The organism is Desulfoferrobacter suflitae (genome assembly GCF_022603395.1).
Lineage (GTDB): Bacteria > Desulfobacterota > Syntrophobacteria > Syntrophobacterales > Syntrophobacteraceae > Desulfoferrobacter > Desulfoferrobacter suflitae.
Window position 1 is genome coordinate 18705 of the sequence record NZ_JAIBKA010000013.1, and the last position, 18083, is coordinate 36787.

General features: G+C 56.1%; 10 protein-coding genes. 7 read left to right on the plus strand and 3 right to left on the minus strand.

The genetic code is table 11. From position 1 onward, the window contains the following. Positions 1–165 precede the first annotated feature (165 nt). The 5 genes from iorA to K1V27_RS19140 all read left to right on the plus strand — a co-directional run bounded on the left by iorA (position 166) and on the right by K1V27_RS19140 (position 7696). The gene (gene iorA, locus K1V27_RS19120; RefSeq protein WP_258931663.1) at positions 166–2016 is read left to right on the plus strand and encodes an indolepyruvate ferredoxin oxidoreductase subunit alpha; all 1851 of its coding nucleotides are present in this window, start codon (positions 166–168) and stop codon (positions 2014–2016) included. A 65-nt stretch (positions 2017–2081) separates the two neighbouring features. Beyond that, on the plus strand, positions 2082–2657 hold the full coding sequence (locus K1V27_RS19125; protein ID WP_258931664.1) for a 2-oxoacid:acceptor oxidoreductase family protein: 576 nt from the start codon (positions 2082–2084) through the stop codon (positions 2655–2657). Continuing rightward, positions 2654–3535, plus strand: a complete 882-nt coding sequence (locus K1V27_RS19130) for a branched-chain amino acid ABC transporter permease (RefSeq protein ID WP_258931665.1) — start codon at positions 2654–2656, stop codon at positions 3533–3535. Before K1V27_RS19125 ends, K1V27_RS19130 begins: the two co-directional genes overlap by 4 nt. Position 3536: 1 nt before the next feature. Then, positions 3537–5429, plus strand: a complete 1893-nt coding sequence (locus K1V27_RS19135; RefSeq protein ID WP_258931666.1) for a branched-chain amino acid ABC transporter ATP-binding protein/permease — start codon at positions 3537–3539, stop codon at positions 5427–5429. An 86-nt stretch (positions 5430–5515) separates the two neighbouring features. Then, positions 5516–7696 (plus strand): APC family permease, encoded by a 2181-nt coding sequence (locus tag K1V27_RS19140; protein ID WP_258931667.1) that lies wholly within the window; start codon positions 5516–5518, stop codon positions 7694–7696. Between the two features lie 60 nt (positions 7697–7756). Here K1V27_RS19140 and K1V27_RS19145 read toward each other — a convergent pair whose 3' ends face one another. From K1V27_RS19145 to K1V27_RS19155, 3 genes are all read right to left on the minus strand, one after another. After that, positions 7757–9682 carry an aldehyde ferredoxin oxidoreductase N-terminal domain-containing protein gene (locus K1V27_RS19145; protein WP_258931668.1) on the minus strand — a complete coding sequence of 642 codons (1926 nt, stop codon included), beginning with the start codon at positions 9680–9682 and terminating at the stop codon, positions 7757–7759. A gap of 149 nt (positions 9683–9831) precedes the next feature. Then, the gene (locus tag K1V27_RS19150) at positions 9832–11898 is read right to left on the minus strand and encodes a copper-translocating P-type ATPase (RefSeq protein ID WP_258931669.1); all 2067 of its coding nucleotides are present in this window, start codon (positions 11896–11898) and stop codon (positions 9832–9834) included. 108 nt (positions 11899–12006) lie between these two features. Further along, a complete protein-coding gene (locus K1V27_RS19155; protein WP_258931670.1) occupies positions 12007–13386 on the minus strand; it encodes an MBL fold metallo-hydrolase in 1380 nt (459 codons plus the stop codon). Positions 13387–13819: 433 nt separating this feature from the next. On the opposite strand from K1V27_RS19155, the gene K1V27_RS19160 reads away from it, so the two are divergent. Continuing rightward, positions 13820–15103: an ISNCY family transposase gene (locus K1V27_RS19160; RefSeq protein WP_435051665.1), complete on the plus strand. Its 1284-nt coding sequence runs from the start codon at positions 13820–13822 to the stop codon at positions 15101–15103. A 332-nt stretch (positions 15104–15435) separates the two neighbouring features. Further along, positions 15436–17955 carry an ABC transporter ATP-binding protein/permease gene (locus K1V27_RS19165; protein WP_258931671.1) on the plus strand — a complete coding sequence of 840 codons (2520 nt, stop codon included), beginning with the start codon at positions 15436–15438 and terminating at the stop codon, positions 17953–17955. Positions 17956–18083: the final 128 nt, after the last annotated feature.

An 18083-nucleotide genomic window follows, 5' to 3' on the forward strand; every position in this document is an offset into this window, starting at 1 on the left:
CGCCCAAACAATCATGTAACACTCTTTTCCTGATTTCACAAATGGTTGCGACCGGCATCCGGGCATGCCCTTGTGATTACCCACACCGTTGCTTCCTGCTTGACCCGACCACGCGCCTTTGCTAGAAGGATTCACCTGCAAATGACTACTTTTAGGAGCCTGCGATTGAGCAAATATCATATACTTCTCGGGAATGAAGCCATAGCCTACGGACTCGTCGAATGCTCCTGCACGCTGGCCGCCTCCTACCCCGGCACACCGGCCTCTGAAGTTTTGAGCACACTGCTGGGGTTGAAGCGGCAACACGCACTCGATCTGCATGCAGAATGGTCCGTCAACGAAAAAGTTGCCTTTGAAGTCGCATTGGCGGCTGCTTATACCGGCCGGCGCGCGGCTGTGATCATGAAGCAGGTGGGCCTCAATGTGGCGGCCGACCCGTTGATGAGCGCCGCCTACACGGGCGTAAAAGGCGGCTTTGTCCTGGTGGTTGCAGACGACCCCGGGCCCCATAGCTCTCAGACCGAACAGGACAGTCGCTTTTATGCCATGATGGCCAAGCTGCCGGTGCTCGACCCGACGTCGCCCGCCGAAGCGCGCCAATTTGTCCGGATGGCCTATGAGCTGTCAGAACAGTTCGAAATCCCGGTTATGCTCCGCCCAACCACGCGCATATGTCACGCCCGCCAGGACATGGAACTGCCTTGTTTTTCCGGATTCCGCCAGACACCCGCATTCGATAGGAACCCGGGCCGCTGGGCGGCGACTCCAAAATTTCGCCTGATGCTTCACCACCAGCTTAACGAAAAGATTGAAAGCATCGCACAGCAAGCGCAGTTTTATCCCCGCTTGGCGAATGACGATCCGTTGCGGTTGGCTGCCGAACGGGGAAATAGATCCGGTTCTGTTTGCATTCTGGCGTCGGGAGTCGTTTTCGCTCACACCAAAGAAATCCTCGCCGATCTCCACCTGTACGACAGCATTCCTCTTTACCAAGTCCTTATGCCCTACCCTCTTTCCGCCGGCTTCCGCCAAGAACTGCTGAGGCGCTATGACAAAGTCCTGGTGCTGGAAGAAACCTCCCCGGTCATCGAGCTCCAGCTGCAAAACAAGGAAAAAGTTCTGGGGCGTACCAACCATGTGGTGCCGGCCGCGGGCGAGCTGCTGCCCGAAGTGGTGGAAGACATTGTGCGCAAATTTCTGGACCTGCCATCCGCCGAGCGAATCGAGCCGCCCAACATTGCCGGCCGGCGCCCGACGCTGTGTGCAGGATGCCCCCACCGGGCTGCATTTTTTGCCATAAAAAAAGCCTTTCCCAAGGCCATCTACCCGAGCGATATCGGCTGTTATACTCTGGGCCTGAACCTTGGGGCGGTGGACACGGTGCTGTGCATGGGGGCCGCCATCGGGCTCGCTGCGGGATTTTATCACGCGTATCGCGCCGGCGGAGTCGACCACCCGCCCATTGCGGCAACCATTGGTGATTCCACTTTCTTTCACGCGGGTATTCCGGCCCTGCTCAATGCCGTAGTGCAAGGAACCCGATTCGTTCTGGTGGTGCTGGATAACAGCACTACTGCTATGACCGGGCATCAACCCACTCCGGCCGGCGGAATGACGGTTGACGGACATCAAGTCCCGCAGATCTCTATCGCGGAAATTGCCAGGGCCTGTGGCGTTCGATTTGTGGAAACGGCCGATCCCTACCGGCTACCCGAATTCATCGATTTGCTGAAAAAGGCCGGGAACCATACCAGGGACGCTGATGGGGGAATTGCGGTAGTGATTGCCAAACGGCCCTGCCTCATGGATCGCACCCAGCCGCGCAGTTGGACACCCCGGAACATCGTGATCAACGACAAATGCAAGAGCTGCGATTTCTGCATCAAGCATTTTGAATGTCCCGCCCTGCAGAGCCCGGGAGAAAAGATGCCCGTGCAGATCGACAGGACTCTTTGCACCGGCTGTGCGGTATGTGTTCATGTGTGCCCCAACCGGGCGATCGAGATTGCAGGTTGAACAGCACCATGGCCATCTTCCGGGCGCGGCGCGGTTAACGATCAACTCAACCCAAAGGTAACGTCATGCAGCAGATCATCATAAGCGGCGTGGGTGGCCAGGGAGTACTGTTCATCACCCGGCTGCTGGCCCAGGCGGCAGTGGATCAGGACCGCCATGTTCTCATATCGGAAACGCACGGCATGGCTCAGCGCGGCGGCAATGTTGTGAGCCATCTCAAAGTCGGGGAACCGCGGACGGAGTCTGCTTTGGCAGAGACCGGGGCGGGCCGGCGGAGCCCCCGTTTCGAGTTCAGCAGCCCCCTCATCCGACCCGGACGTGCAGACGTTCTGCTGGCACTGCATGCAGACGGTTTAGCCGTCCACAGACATTACCTGAAATCTGCCGGCAAGGCATTCAGCAACACGCAAGATGCGCAGGACAGCAATGCCCTCGATGCCACTCGCATTGCTTCCCGTCTGAATGCACCGGTCTCGGCCAACCTGGTTCTGTTGGCCTTTGCCCTTGCTTCAGGAGAACTTTTTTGCAGTGCCGAACACATGCAAAAAGTCTTGAATCGCTCGGGCGGGAGACAGTTGGAGATGAACCTCAACGCTTTCCGCGCCGGGCTCAGTGCAGCCAGAGAAAAACTGAAGCCATGAACTGGAATCTGATTCCTCAATTTTTCGTTTCCGGAATCACCAACGGCAGCATTTACGCCCTCATCGCCCTCGGATTCTGCCTCATCCAGAACGCCACGGGCATTGTCAACTTCGCTCAAGGCGACTTTGTCATGCTGGGCGCCATGATCGCCATCTCCCTCCACCAGGTTGCACACGTTCCTCTGCCCCTCGCTCTCATGATCGGCATACTCGGTACGGCGCTCGTTGGCATTGCTCTTCAGCAGGGCCCGGTCCGTCACTCGCGAAACCGCGACATTTTGACACTGGTCATGATCACCATCGGAGCTTCCATCAGCTTTCGCGGCGCGGCCATGCTGGTCTGGGGCAAGAGCTCGAGGATTTTGCCGCCCATTGGGGGCGATGCTCCCCTATTTTTCCTGGAGGCCGCCATTATGCCTCAGACCCTTTGGATACTGGCTGTCTCACTCATGGTGCTGGGCCTGCTCTATGTCTTTTTCCACCGCACCCTGCTGGGAAAAGCCATGCGCGCAGCCGCCGACAACCCTTTCGGCGCCGCACTGATCGGCATTTCGGTGCGCAGGCTGGTGGCTCTGGCATTTGCCCTCAGCGGGGCCCTTGGAGCCCTGGCCGGTATTTTGATCACTCCCATCACCAGCATGAGTTACGAAGGGGGGTTGATGCTGGGGCTGAAGGGTTTTGCCGGGGCCATTCTGGGCGGCTATGGAAGCACAGTGGGAGCCGTGGCCGGAGGACTGCTGCTGGGCATCCTGGAATCCTTCGGGGCGGGCTTCATTTCATCCTCCTACAAAGACGCCATCGCTTTCATAGTGCTGCTGGGCATCCTCTTTTTGCGGCCGGCGGGCCTGTTTGGCAGTGTCCGGGTACGAAGGCTTTAACTTGACCGCACGAACGTATCAGAACGCCAAGGACATTTGCCACCTCCCTCTGCTACCCGCCCAGTGGAAAGCTCTTCTTGCCCTGATCGGCCTCTTAGCACTCATACCGGTGATACTGCCAAACGACTATTTCCTGTTATTCTTCAACGTAATGGCCTTGAACGCCCTGGTAGTGCTCGGACTGAATCTCCTGATCGGTTCGACCGGGCAGGTCTCGCTGGGGCATGCGGCTTTTTTTGGAATCGGCGCATATGTGAGCGCCATTGCCGGCACCACATGGCAGTGGCCCATTTTTTATTCTTTTCTCTTTGCCCTTGCATCGGTGGGACTGATCGGATGCCTGCTGGCACTGCCCACCTTGCGGCTGGAAGGCCATTACCTGGTCATGGCGACCCTGGGCTTCAATATTATCGTGGATATTTTGCTCAATCAGATGGATGATATCACCGGGGGACCCTCGGGATTTCCCGGAATTCCGCAATTGTCCATGGGGCGGTTGACCATCGACAGCGACCTGAAGTTTTATATCTTCATCTGGACTTTGTTCGTTGTGGTTTTTGCTCTCACCTTGAACCTGACCGATTCCCGAATGGGTAGAGCGCTCAAGGCCATTCATGAAAAGGAGCTGACGGCCGAGACTCTGGGCATCCCGTGTCACCGCTACAAAGTCGCGGTGTTTGTGTTGAGCGCGCTGTACGCCGGGCTTGCCGGCTTCTGCTATGCCCACTACGTCACCTTCATAAGCCCCAAAACCTTTGATATTTTTTATTCGGTTCAGGTGGTCACGATGGTTGTGGTGGGCGGGATGGGAAGCCTTTGGGGAGGGCTGGCAGGCACGATGCTGTTGACTTCGCTGCCGGAACTGCTGCACCAGTTCGAGGATTGGTATGTGCTCAGCTATGGGCTCATCCTGATGGGCGTGTTGGTCTTTTCACCGCAGGGGCTGGTCTCCGCCCTTGCCTCCCTTTCACGATTGCGCCGGGCCGGACCGACGCAGTGGCAAGCAGACGGACAGGCGCATGGAAAGCCTGCAGCACCGGCCAGCGCGAAGCTTCGGAAGAAACGCCGATTGGCCCGGGAAGTTTCGCCTCGCGGGCCAAAACCTGAGCCCCTGCTGCGACTTGTCGATGTCTCCGTGAGCTTCGGCGGACTGCAGGCTTTGAACCAGGTCGGCATGGAAGTCGCCGCGGGGGAGATCGTGGCCCTCATTGGTCCCAATGGTGCCGGCAAGACCACTGTTCTGAATATCATCTGCGGATTGCTGAAACCGGACTCCGGAAAGGTATGGATCCAGGGGACCCCACTGGTGGGCAGCATGCCTCACAGGATTGCCGCCCGGGGGGTCGGCAGAACATTCCAGACGGTACAGATTTATCAGGGGTTTTCCGTTCTGGAAAATGCGCTTTTGGGCAGTCACATCAGTGGTCATGCGGGGTTTCTTCAAGCCTGCCTGCATCTTCCCAAAGAGAGAAGCGAAGAGGCTCAGCTGCGCGCTCGCACCGGGCAGCTCCTGGAAGCCTTCAACCTGGGCGGCAAAGCAGACTATCCCGTTCAGCGTCTTACCCTGCTCGAACAGAAGTTGCTGGAACTGGCACGTGCGCTGGCGCTCTCTCCAAGCGTCCTGCTGCTGGACGAACCCGTCGGCGGTCTCAACCCGCGCGAAAGCGCGGTGTTGGTCAAACACATCGAAGAGCTGCGCGAACGCGGCATGGGCACTATTCTGGTGGAGCACGACATGAACGTGGTCATGCGGCTGGCCGACCGGGTTGTGGTGTTGCAGCACGGCGCCAGGATCGCCTCCGGCATTCCCCGGGAAGTGCAGCGCGATCCGAAAGTGATTGCAGCGTACTTAGGAACGAGAAAAGCCGGGGAGCCGCCCGCCGGGAAACAGTGAAGCACACCACCGACATAATTGAGGGCGCGGATCAATAAAGGGCGTTATTGCGGCTGCAACCCTCAACCGAAAAGCTGATTGCGAAAATGCAAAACAAAGGGCGATTCGGAACTTTTCCGGGAGTTTTTACCCCGAATGTTCTGACCATACTCGGCATCATTCTGTTTCTTCGCCTCGGCTGGGTCGTTGGCCAGGCCGGCTTGATCGGTGCACTGATCATTATTGTCATCGCCAACCTGATATCGCTCCTCACCGGGCTGTCGCTCTCTGCAATCTCAACCAACATGCAGGTCAGAACCGGCGGCACCTACTATATGATCTCGCGCACTCTGGGGCTTGAGATAGGAGGCGCCATCGGGCTGCCGCTCTATCTCTCCCAGGCCATTTCGGTAGCCTTTTACCTGATCGGATTCACAGAAGCTTTTGTTGCCGTTTATCCTGTCGCCGATCCCAGAGTGGTCGCAACCTCCCTTGCACTTTTATTTGGTTTGCTGGCCTACATTGGAGCCGACTTTGCGTTGAAGATTCAGTTCTTTATTCTGTTGATTCTGGCTTCAGCACTGGTCTCTTTCTTTGCCGGCAGCCGGCCCCATTGGACCACCCTGCAGCTGTTCAGTTCGCCAGGCTCAACGGCTTCCTTCTGGCAGGTATTCGCTATCTTTTTCCCGGCGGTTACGGGAATCGCCGTTGGGGCCAGCATGTCGGGCGACCTCAAAGATCCGGCCAGGAGCATCCCGCTGGGAACGCTTGCATCCATCGCAGTCACGGCACTCGTCTACATCCTTGTTACGGTCTGGTTGGCGGGCCATGCCACAGTGGACGAACTGCTGAACGACTATATGATCATGCAGACATTGGCCAAATGGCCGCTGCTGATCATCGCGGGCGTCTGGGCGTCAACCCTCTCTTCCGCCCTTGGAAGTATTTTGGCGGCTCCCAGAACCTTGAAGGCGCTGGCAACGGATCACGTGGTCCCCAAAATTTTCGGCGCTCAGCTCGGCAGCATAACCGAACCAAGGCTGGCGGTTGTCGTGACTACGGCCATTGCAGTTGGAATCATCTGGATGGGCAATCTCGATTTCGTGGCGGCCATCATCACCATGTTCTTTCTCAACACCTACGGAATGATCAACTTGACCGCCGGCCTCGAGCAGCTGATCGGAAATCCCAGCTTCAGACCCCAGTTCAGAGTGCCCTGGATCTTCTCGCTGCTCGGAGCCATCGGCTGTTACGCCGCCATGTTCCTCATCGACACTGCGGCGACCCTGGTGGCCATCTGCATCAGTTACGGCGTGTTTCTCTACCTGGGGCGGCGCGCTTTACGCCATGACTGGGGGGACATACGCAGCGGAATATGGTTCGCCTTGTCCCGTTTTGGCTTGATACGGCTGGAAACGGTCCCCTGGCACGTGAAGAACTGGCGGCCTAACATTGTGGTGTTTCTCCGTTCTCCACAAACCCAGGAGCATTTGCTGGAAGTGGGAACCTGGCTGGCGCGGGGCAGAGGCTTCATCACCTTTTACCACCTTATTGCCGGCCAAGTGGAGCAACTGGCCGGCAAAGGGCTGCGTGACACATCCAGAAAGCACATGCAGAAATATCTGCGGGAACACGGTGCGGTAGCATTCACCGAATGCAGTATTGTGGAGAACCTCTACAGCGATGCGCTGACCATGCTTCAGGCCCATGGACTGGCAGGTCTCGAGCCGAATGTCGTGCTGTTTGGCTGGGGAACCCGCCACGCCATGCAGATGGAGCAATTCAGGCTGCTGCGCAAAATGGTGGCTCTCAAAAAATCGGTCCTGTTTCTCAAGTATGATGAATCCAGGGGCTTTGGAGAAAAAAAATGCATCGATATATGGTGGCGGGGACAAGACCGCAACGGCGAGCTGATGCTCCTCATCGCCCACATCATCGCGCAGAGTCTTGCCTGGAACGGCGCCCGCATGCGAATTCTGCGGCTGTTGACCCGGGAAGAAGGGGTGCCGGGAGTCACCCGGCACATCGAAGAGCTGCTGCATCGTGTTCGCGTGAATGCTGAACCCAAGGTATTTATTCGCTCCGCTCCGGAGCAGCCATTCACCTCGGTGCTGCGACAGCACAGCGCTGAGAGCGATCTGGTGTTTTTAGGGCTGCAAGTCCCAACGGAGGAGCAGCTCACGGCCTATGTCAAACAGGTCGAAGAAATACTTCAATCCACCGGCACCTGTATCCTGGTCCGAAACGGCGAGACGGAAAACATCCTGGATGTCGACACCGAAGCGTGAGCGGGATTGTTATTTTGCCGCAAAATGGTTCACACAGGCAGCTTTGAGGTTGGGTTGCCGTCATGATCCATGCGTCTTTGGCAGTTCCCGCGCGACTTCGGAAAGCCCCAGGCGCTCCAGGGTTTCAGCCGTCTGCAGACCCGAATCGCCGTCCCAGTTGCGCAGCTGGTAAAATTCTCTGCGCATCCGTTCAAATACTTCACGATCAAGAGTTTGGCCTTTTCGGCTGATAACCTCTTCTCCCGGTCCAGGCACGATCACCTCAGGGTTCATGAAGACCGTTTCAACCGGGTCGACGAAATTGAACTCTCTGGGGACATCATCGGTTTTGGGCCTCCATCCTTCTCGCAACAGGACCGCTCGCTGCAGATTGAAAATGCGTTCGCCGTATTCATTGAGAGCCCCTTCGTCGGTTTCGATACCGGTTACGGCGGAAAAAATGCGGCTCTCGAGGGTCGGCTCGCCGAGGCGATCGGCCGTGTTCCACGAGACCATGATGGGCCAGGCGGAATCACACAGTATCAGGCTGTCTTTCACATAGGTGCGATCGATGATGCGGGTCGCCGCCACGGCTTTCCCCTCTTCGCTGTTCAAGTCCCAGGCTTTTTCGTGTCCCCAGAACCTGCTTGCCGCCGCTCGAAAGACCTCGGAAGTGACCGGAGAGGATTTGGGGTCGGCGCGATTCATGACCCACAAACCGGTCAACCAGCTTATCTCATGCAGCATGGCAATGGGCTGCCTTGGCTCCAGTGCATAAAGCAAACCGTTTGTCAGATATTCCCGCGCGGAGTAGGTCGCACCGGCCCCAACGCCCGACACTTCGTTGGAAAAATGCGCCCTGGCCGACTCCCCGAGCGTTTCACCGGTGCGCAGCAGACCCTCGGCGAGGAGGTCGCCAAAACCCTCTCGACGGGCAATCATGTGAGCCAGGCTGTAGAAAAATTCATGCGTTCCCAGCTTGGACATATCCAGCCCGGTCTTTTCCGCAGTGAGGTAGCCGGCTTGGCAGCAGCTTTCGAGCCACTGGAGGATATTGGCCATCTCCATCGTGCAAATGGACAGGTCGTTGCAGATTCCCGTCGCATCGATGGCGGTCTCGACGGGCTCCCCCGGCCTTCTCATGACCCACGGAAAATACACAAACATGGACTGACATTTTCGCAACACCTCTTTCCCTGAGGCTGTTCGAAAAGTGTTTCGGTACTTGCAGTCGAGTCCACACTGGTAACAGGAAGACTGACCGGTTCGCTGCACCTGCTCAGGGGGAAAGGGAGGCACCAGGGGATCGCGCTGGTTCAAATGAACGGCGAGTCTATTCAACTCCTTCAATTGTTCCGGTCGGGCAACCAGCGGGTTGCCCGTACCCAGGACGGCGACCGCCTTGAGCTTTTTGGAGCCCATAACCGCACCGAATCCGCCGGTGGCGCTGCCTTCATTGTCGGTCATCAGGTTGGCACTGCGGCACATATTTTCACCCGCCACCCCGGTGGTTACAAAACGAACTTTCCGCCCGTGCATCTGCTGGAGGATGTCTCGCGTGTCATAAGTCCCCTTGCCCCACAGGGGAGAAGCATCCAGGATGTGGGCCGCGCCGTCGTGAATCCATAGATAAACGGGCTTTTCCGATTTCCCTGAAATGACCACTCCGTCGTATCCCGCTCTTTTCAGAGCGGGTCCGAAGAATCCTCCCAGGTTTCCGTAGCAAAATCCCTCCGGCATCAACATGGGAGACTTTCCCACCACTTCAAAGCGGGAAGCCCCCTGAGCTCCCGTAGCTCCGAGAGGGCCGGTCATCAAAATGAGGCAATTTTCTGCATCAAAGGCGCCCACACCGGGCCCCACTTCCTCCCAGTAAAGGCGCGTGGCGATTCCCCGGCCGCCCAGGAAGCGATCCGCATAGTCCATGGTGTTCAGCCGGGTAACTTCCCCTGCAGAAAGGTCCACCCTGAGTATTTTTCCGCACCATCCGTATCTGTTGGTTTCCATCTGTCCCTCCACCTGTGCCGCGGTCCTGGCATCTTTGTTCTTGTAATCATTTGCTGTCGCGGGCGGTGATGCCGGCAGACAGGCCCTTTGGTGTGTGCAACTGCGCCGTGCCCGTTTGCTAATTGCGGTCTGCCTGCACCGACCCGCTGCTACGATGGTCTGCTCTCCTCCATCGAATCATCGTGATCTCCCTGGAGAGCAGGTTTTTTGCGATCCAGCAACTTGGCGTTGATCGCCACGATCACGGTCGAGGCCGACATGATCAGAGCCCCGACGGCCGGCGGCAGAATAATGCCCCACGGGAACAATGCACCAGCCGCCAGAGGAATGGCGAAAGCGTTGTAGCCGGCCGCCCACCAAAGATTTTGCACCATTTTGGAGTGGGTCGCACGCGCCAGTTGCGTGATGGCTGCCACATCACGCGGGTCTGATCGCACCAGCACGATGTCGGCGGCCTCCATGGCGACGTCCGTACCCGCACCGATGGCCACCCCGACGTCAGCTTCCGCCAAGGCTGGAGCGTCGTTCACACCGTCTCCCACCATAGCCACAGTAAGGCCCCGCCCTTTCACTTCCTTTATCTTGGAGGCCTTCTGCTCGGGAAGGACCTCGGCGAAGTAATCGTCTAACTCCAATTCCTGCGCAACGGAACGGGCCACAGCCCTGGAATCTCCGGTTAGCATCATGACCCGAATACCCATTCTCTTGAGTCTTGCGATGGCTTCATGCGACTCTTGCCTGACTACATCGGCCAGTCCCAGGGCCCCCTCGACCTGGTCGTCGACCAGCAGGTAGACGATGGTATTGCCTGCTTCGGCCATTTGCAAAAGCCTGTCATCATCCACATGCAGGTTGTTTTCCTGCAGATAACCGGGACTCACGACTTTGACGCTGCGATCGTTAATGCGCGCCTGAGCACCCTTGCCGGCGATGGCCTCGAAGTCCTTCGGTGCGGGATAATCCAGGCCGCGCTGTTTGGCTTCTGCAACGATACCGCGCGCAATCGGGTGCTCCGAATGACTCTCGATACTCGCGCATTGGCGCAGCACTTGATCTTCCTGCAGATCGCCAAGGGATACTACCCGGGTGACTCCGAATCTTCCTTCGGTGAGCGTTCCGGTTTTGTCGAACACGATGGCCTGCAGCGACCGAGCCCGTTCGAAGGCGGTGCGGTCGCGAATGAGCAATCCGCTGCGCGCCGCAAGTGTGGTGGAAACCGCTACCACCAACGGGACGGCCAGCCCAAGAGCATGTGGACAGGTGATCACCATGACGCTGACCATACGTTGCAGCGAGTAGTTGAAATCGCGCCCGGCGAAATACCACCAGACAACCAGCGTGCCGACCCCGGCGGTGATGGCGATCAGGGTCAACCACTTGGCCACGCGGTTGGCCGTATCCTGAGCCCTCGACCGGGACCGTTGCGCTTCCTTGACCATGTTGACCACCCGGGAAAGATAGGTCTCATCCCCGGTCTTTTGCACTTCCACGGTGACCGTCGCTTCTCCGTTGATAGAGCCGCCGATCAGTTCGTCGCCGTCGCCCTTCTCCACCGGCTTGGTTTCCCCGGTGAGCATGGATTCGTTGACGCTGGTGCGCCCTTCCGCAACCACCCCGTCTGTCGGTATCTTTTCGCCCGGCTTGACCAGTACCCGGTCGCCTTTTTTGAGGGCGGAAACCGGTACATCTTCTGTGTCGCCGCTTTCGGTGACCCGGTGGGCCTTGGAAGGCATCAGCTTCACCAACTCTTCCAGTGCGCCGGACGCGCCCAAGACCGATTTCATTTCGATCCAGTGCCCCAGCAACATGACATCAATCAGCGTTACCAATTCCCAGAAGAACATTCGTCCCGGCAGCTTGAAGACCACAGCAGAACTGTAGCCGTAGGCTACAGCAATGGCGAGCCCGATCAGGGTCATCATTCCAGGCTGGGATTTTTTGAGTTCGTCGAAAAATCCTTTTAGAAATGGCCAACCGCCGTAACCAAACACGACTGTGGCGAGTCCGAATTGGACATAATTTTGGTAGGGGAATGCGATCAGCCCCTCATAACCAAATGCCTGCTGGAGCATGGGAGCGAGAACCAGAATGGGGAGGCTCAAGATGAGAGAAACCCAGAAACGACGCCGAAAGTCCGCTACCATCCGGGCGTGATGGCTTTGGTGGTCAGTCCCCGCCTGATCCTTCTTCTCTCGATCCTTAAGCTGGTCACTCATGCTGATTCCTCCAGAAACTCAAGCCGTTCCAGCACCTGGCGTCCTGCCGGTCCAGCCCCGCTGCCCCCCTCTGCAGCGCCGCTTGCACAAACAGCAATCGGTCCATGTTTATGACGCGTCGTCACCGGCCAGGGGACATCCCACGGCGTCGCAAGCTTCCATCGATCCAAGACAATCCTCCACCTGCTTAAAACCGTTTTTCTTGAGAATAGACGCCGCAATGATCGCCCTCTGGCCACTTCCGCAAAACGTCGTGACGGGCCTTTCCCGTGGGACCCTGTCGAGGTGCTCCGGAAGGTCTCCCACGTAGATGTGGAAAGCGTTCCTGAGGTGTCTTGCGGTGAATTCCCGTGTGCTTCTCACATCCAGCAGGGTAAATTCCTCACCGGCTTCAATCCTGCGCTTGATCTCGCCGGCATAAACAGCGGGAATGCCGTCGTATTGACAGCCGGAGGTTTCCCAGCTGGTGAGCCCCCCTTCCAGGTAGCAGACCACTCTGTCATACCCCAAACGATTCAGGTAGCGCACGGCAAGTGCGACCTCCTGCCGTTTTTCCACCACCAGACCGATGTTTTCCTGATAGGACAGGTAATAGCCGGCAAAAGCCGGCAGCATATCCAGCGGGATCGCGAGACTCCCGGGTATGAAGGCGGCGGCGAAAGCCTCTGGGCTCCGTATGTCCAACACTGTCATGCCGTCCTCCATAGCCTTGGCAAATTGCCTCACCCCGTAAGGTCTGGGTGCCGGCAGTCCGGCGAGGGGAGGAGCCCCCTTCAGGTTGTATTCCTCCATCCGTTTGAAGTAAGGCGGCTGGTAGTGATGTTCATTCACTTTTTTTTGAATGAACTCGTCCCGGTCCTGCACCTGGAGGGCCCGATTGAATGCACGTTCATAGCCCAACGTGGAAAATTCCCGGGCCGCCATCCCTGAACCGCAAACAGAGCCCGCCCCGTGGGCCGGATAAAGGATGACGTGGTCCCCAAGAGGAAGGATCTTTTGAAAAATGCTGTCATAGAGAAGAGCGGCAACCTCTTCCGCTTTATCGGGGAAGAAATCCGTTCGACCGACATCGCCGATGAACAGAGCATCCCCGGTAAAGACTGCCGCCGCCCGGTCGCTGAAGGCCGTATCGGCGAGCACGATGGAAATGCTTTCATAAGTATGCCCGGGCGTTTCAAGGACAGTGAGATTTATCTCCCCCAGCTGGAACTCGTCGCCCTCGCGCACCGCATTGCCGTACTCGAAGGGGAGCTGCCATCCGTGGTAAATATCCGCTCCCGTCTGGCCCGCCAGTTCCAGCGAGCCAATCACATAATCCTCGTTTCTGTGCGTTTCAAAGATGTGGGTGATCTGGGCACCCTGGCGGTAGGCAATCTCGACGTAGATCTGCCAGTCGCGACGCGGATCAATCACCGCCGCCCTGCCGCCATCACCGACAATGTAGGACAAGTGCGCCAAGCCTTGCGATCGAACGACTTCCAGAAACATGGCATCTCCTCCCGGAAAGCTGCTGAGTCTTCCTTGCGACCAAAATCTCCTGCATGATTGAACATTAAGATAAGCAATGATGTGCATTTCGCCACCTGCCTTGCATGCACAATACACCCGGGCGGCCTCGAGTCACATCCCTCCGTTGCGGCGCCAGCGGGATCGACCCTCGAGCTCCTGTTTCATCCTGCCGGCACGGCTGCCCGATTGGAAAACCTCGACAACCGGAGTTCACCGACCTATTCTCTAATTTCTACAGCCTGAAAGACAATGTTTTGGGGGTGGGCCCAGCAATTCTCATTTTGAAGATTTTGTCCTGGACAGCACGCCCATAGTCGTGTATGCAATTGTTATTTGGACTGTTTTTAGGCCCATAACAATTTGCAGCAGGACTGGAGGGGAGATGTCCAATAAACCGGTTAAATTGGAGACGTTGTTGAGCTTTCTGCGAGCCGCCATTGATCACTTCCCGGATCAGCGAACCGGCAACAATACCACCTATAGCATGCAAGACATTGGTATGGCCGCGTTTTCCGTGTTCTACACTCAGAATCCTTCATTCCTCGCACATCAAAAAGCAATGCGCCAACGCACCGGTAGAGACAATACTCAAACTATTTTTGGTATCCAACAAATTCCTTCCGATAACCACATCCGAGACATGCTTGACCCAGTTGCTCCATCATATCTTTCGCAGGTCTTTGACAATGTGTTCGAAACTCTTAAAACGCAGAATCTGCTCTCGCCTATGCTCTGGTACCGGGACAATTTGGCGATGGCCTTTGATGGTACCTACCATTTTTCATCCAAGAAGATTCATTGCCCGAATTGTTCAACCACTATGCGCAAAGATGGTTCGGTAACCTATCATCATAGTGCCATTACACCGGTGATCGTAAACCCTGCCCACAACGTGGCGATTTCCCTGGCTCCTGAATTCGTTGTCCCTCAAGATGGCAGTGACAAACAGGACTGTGAAACCAATGCCGCTAAGCGGTGGCTGGAAAAGCACGGCGATAAATTCCGTAAAATTGCTGTAACTATTCTGGGCGACGACCTCTATTGTCGTCAACCAATGTGCCGGCTGGTTCTCTCCAAGGGGTTCAACTTCTTGTTTGTGTGCAAGCCCGATTCGCATAAAAGCCTTTATCGATGGGTGGAACTGCTGGAGCAGCATGGAGACCTCAACCAATTTGTTATCACCCGTTGGAATGGGAAGCAGCGGGAGATCTACACCTATAAATACGCCAACGACGTGCCTCTGCGCGACACCGAAGATGCATTGACAGTCAACTGGATGGAGTTGACCATTTCCAAAGAAGACGGTCAAGTGCTCTACAAAAATGCCTTTGCCACCAATTTTAAGATTACCGATCATAATGTGGAGATCCTTGTCGCCGGTGGCCGCAGCCGCTGGAAAGTAGAAAATGAGAACAATAATACGCTGAAGACCAAAGGCTACAATCTCGAACACAATTACGGACACGGCAAGCAGCACCTGTCCTCACTGCTGGTCGCCTTCAACCTGCTGGCCTTTTTGTTCCATACCGTCTTGGAATGGACCGACCAAGACTACCAGCGGCTTCGAAAGATTCTACCGTCACGCAAGACATTCTTCGATGACCTACGGGCCTTGACCCGCTACATTTGTTTTGATAGCTGGCAACACCTCCTGGACTTTATGCTAAAGGGCCTTACGCGCGCTGCACCTGGATAAGCGATGGATTGTAGAGAGGACATCTTCAGCGTATATTGCCCGCCCGCAACACGAACTACAGACAAGATTGAACTCGGAAACGTCTTACCAGAAGACGCAGGCTATATCTTTGCCCTCGCATCACCTGGGAGCAAGTGCGAAAAACTCGACAAAACCCAAAATGAGAATTGCTGGGGTGGGCCGGGTTGGACACGCTTTTCGCGAGGCTCAACCCAACGCCTACTCTGCTGGTTTCGCACCTCAACCCAGCCTTGAAAGCCAAAACCATTCGTTTAAATGGTATAGGATGACCAATTGTACCGCTGATGGAAAAACCTGCACAGGGGATTTGCATGGCACAAAAATACTCCAGCGTAACCAAAAAGCCGCTTCGGACCTGGATAACTTCAGATAATCGAGGGCTCCAATTGCTTCTCGTCGTCATCGCGGCCCTGGCCGTATTTGCCAATCTGCTGCCGCTCGAGATGCAAAAGCGCATTGTCAATGAAGCGATCAGCCTGCGCAAATTCGACCTGTTGGTCGTGTATTGCGGCATATACCTGGCTGCCGTGGTTTCAGCCACCGCCCTGAAGTATGCCATCAGTGTGCTGCAAAACGTCATCGGTCAGCGCACCGTGTACGCCATGCGCGATGAAGTCTATCGCCATATCCTCACCCTGCCTCTGAGCTTTTATCGGAAGACCCAACCGGGTCTGGTGGTATCGGTTCTGACCAAGGAACTGGCCACGGCGGGCGACTTCGTGGGCATGGCGGTGGCCATACCGGCGACCAACCTGATGATGCTTTGCGCCTTTTCCGGCTACCTGTTTTGGCTCAATCCCGTGTTAGCCGCACTCTCTCTAAGCATTTACCCCGCCATCCTGCTGATTGTGCCGTTACTGCAAAAGCGGGTTGATCGTTACAACAGAATGCGCGTCGATGCCACCCGCAGGATGTCGAGCAAGGCAGGAGAAGCCATTTCCGGTATCCATGAGATTCATGCCAACAGCGCCTATGCCATTGAAGCCGACAAGTTTTCGCCCCTCATAAAAAATCTGCGCCGCATCCGAATCATATGGAACCTCTACCGCCACGGTGTCAAGCGGGTGAACAGCCTGTTCACCAACTTCAGCCGGTTTCTGGTGTTCGCGGTCGGGGGATATCTGGCCCTTCACGGTCGGTTGGAACTGGGCGCGCTGGTCGCTTTTCTTTCGGCACAGGACAAGCTGTATGACCCGTGGAAGGAGCTGATCAACTTCTACCAGGCCTATCAAACCGCACGGGTGACCTATGATCAAACCATGGACTATTTTGATGTGGCAACCGATCATGCTTTGCTGCCAAGCGATCGGGAACCCCTCCAGCTGAGCGGCGATATTGAGGTGAAAAACCTGGACTTTGTGACGGAGGACGGGATTCAGCTGTTGTCCGATATCACTTTTGACCTCAAGCACGGAGAACAAATGGCGCTGGTGGGATTTTCCGGAAGCGGCAAAAGCACATTGGCCAAGTGCATCGGGCAGCTGTACCCTTACAGTGGAGGCGAAATCCTCATTGACCGCAAGGAGGTTTCCCGGTTGACCAAAGCAGATATGGCCCATACCATCGGGTTTGTTTCCCAGGAGCCTTTCATATTCGAAGGGAGCGTCGAGGAAAATCTGCTGTATTCTTTTCTGGCACGCGGCCACGGGCTGCACGGCGAGGGGATCGCCCGTGCACCGAGCCTGGACGATAAGATTCTGGCTCTTCAGCAAACCGGGCTGTTTACCGATGTGCTGCGCTTCGGACTGGATGCGATGCTGGTCGAGGACCGTCACGAGGCGATGGTGGATCAAATCCTGCAAGTGCGTCAAGCGCTGCACAAGGAATATGGCGACAAACTGGCCGACATTGTAGAGTTTTACCACCCCGAGCGTTACCTTTATTGCTCCAGTGTGGCTGAAAACCTGATGTTTGGGCCGTCACTGCAGGCATCCGTGACGGCCGAACTGCCTGAGAAGGATGAATTCATTCGGTTTCTAAAGAAGGCGGAGCTTTTGGAACCGCTGCTGCAGCTGGGCACGCAGCTGATTGAAGCCCTCATTAAGCTGTACGACAATCGTTCTTCCGAGAAAGAGGCATCACAAATTTTGGAGTTCATTCCCCCTGACGCTGTTCGCGAATATAAAGCGATCCTGTATCACATGAAAAAGAGGCAAGGCAGGCACATCAACCGAAAAAAACGCCGGAAAATCCTGCAGGCGGCGTTGCAGTTCGTACCGAAAAAACACATTTTCATTCAACCCTGGCCACAGCTCACCGAACGAATCATCCAGGCACGTGCCCTGTTCAAAAAAACCATGTGTGCATTGCGGCCCGATGACATCAGGTTCTGCGCACCCTCGGATTATCTCTACGGCCAATCGATTCTGACCAATCTACTTTATGGCAAATTGAAGGACGACTCTGCGGCAGCTCAGGAGAAGCTCAATACCGTTGTCATGCGGCTGCTCATCGGCAAAGAATTTTTGGAAGAGATAGTAGCGATGGGCATGCAATATCAGGTCGGCAGTAAAGGCGCCAATCTTTCCGGCGGTCAGCAGCAAAAACTGGCCATTGCCAGAACATTCATTAAAAACCCGTCCATTTTGATCATGGATGAGGCGACCTCCGGCCTTGACAATGAGTCCCAAACGCGCATCCAACAGTTGCTGGAAGATCGATGGCGGGGCCGCAGTACCCTGCTGGCGGTTGTGCATCGTCTGGATATCATAAAGAATTACGATAAGATTGCGGTCATGAAAGAGGGCAAGATTGTGGAATTGGGAAACTATCAGGAACTGATGGATCGACAGGGAATTCTGGAAGAACTGGTTCATGGAAAAGGACGCTGATGAACCGTCAAAGCTGTTACCGAAGCTAACCATTCCCCGCCCGCTTTTCCGACACGAGCGATCGGCACAACCGCCGGCGGAGGCACAAGTGTCTGAATTTTCTTGACGCGACGTCACACACCTGTTAG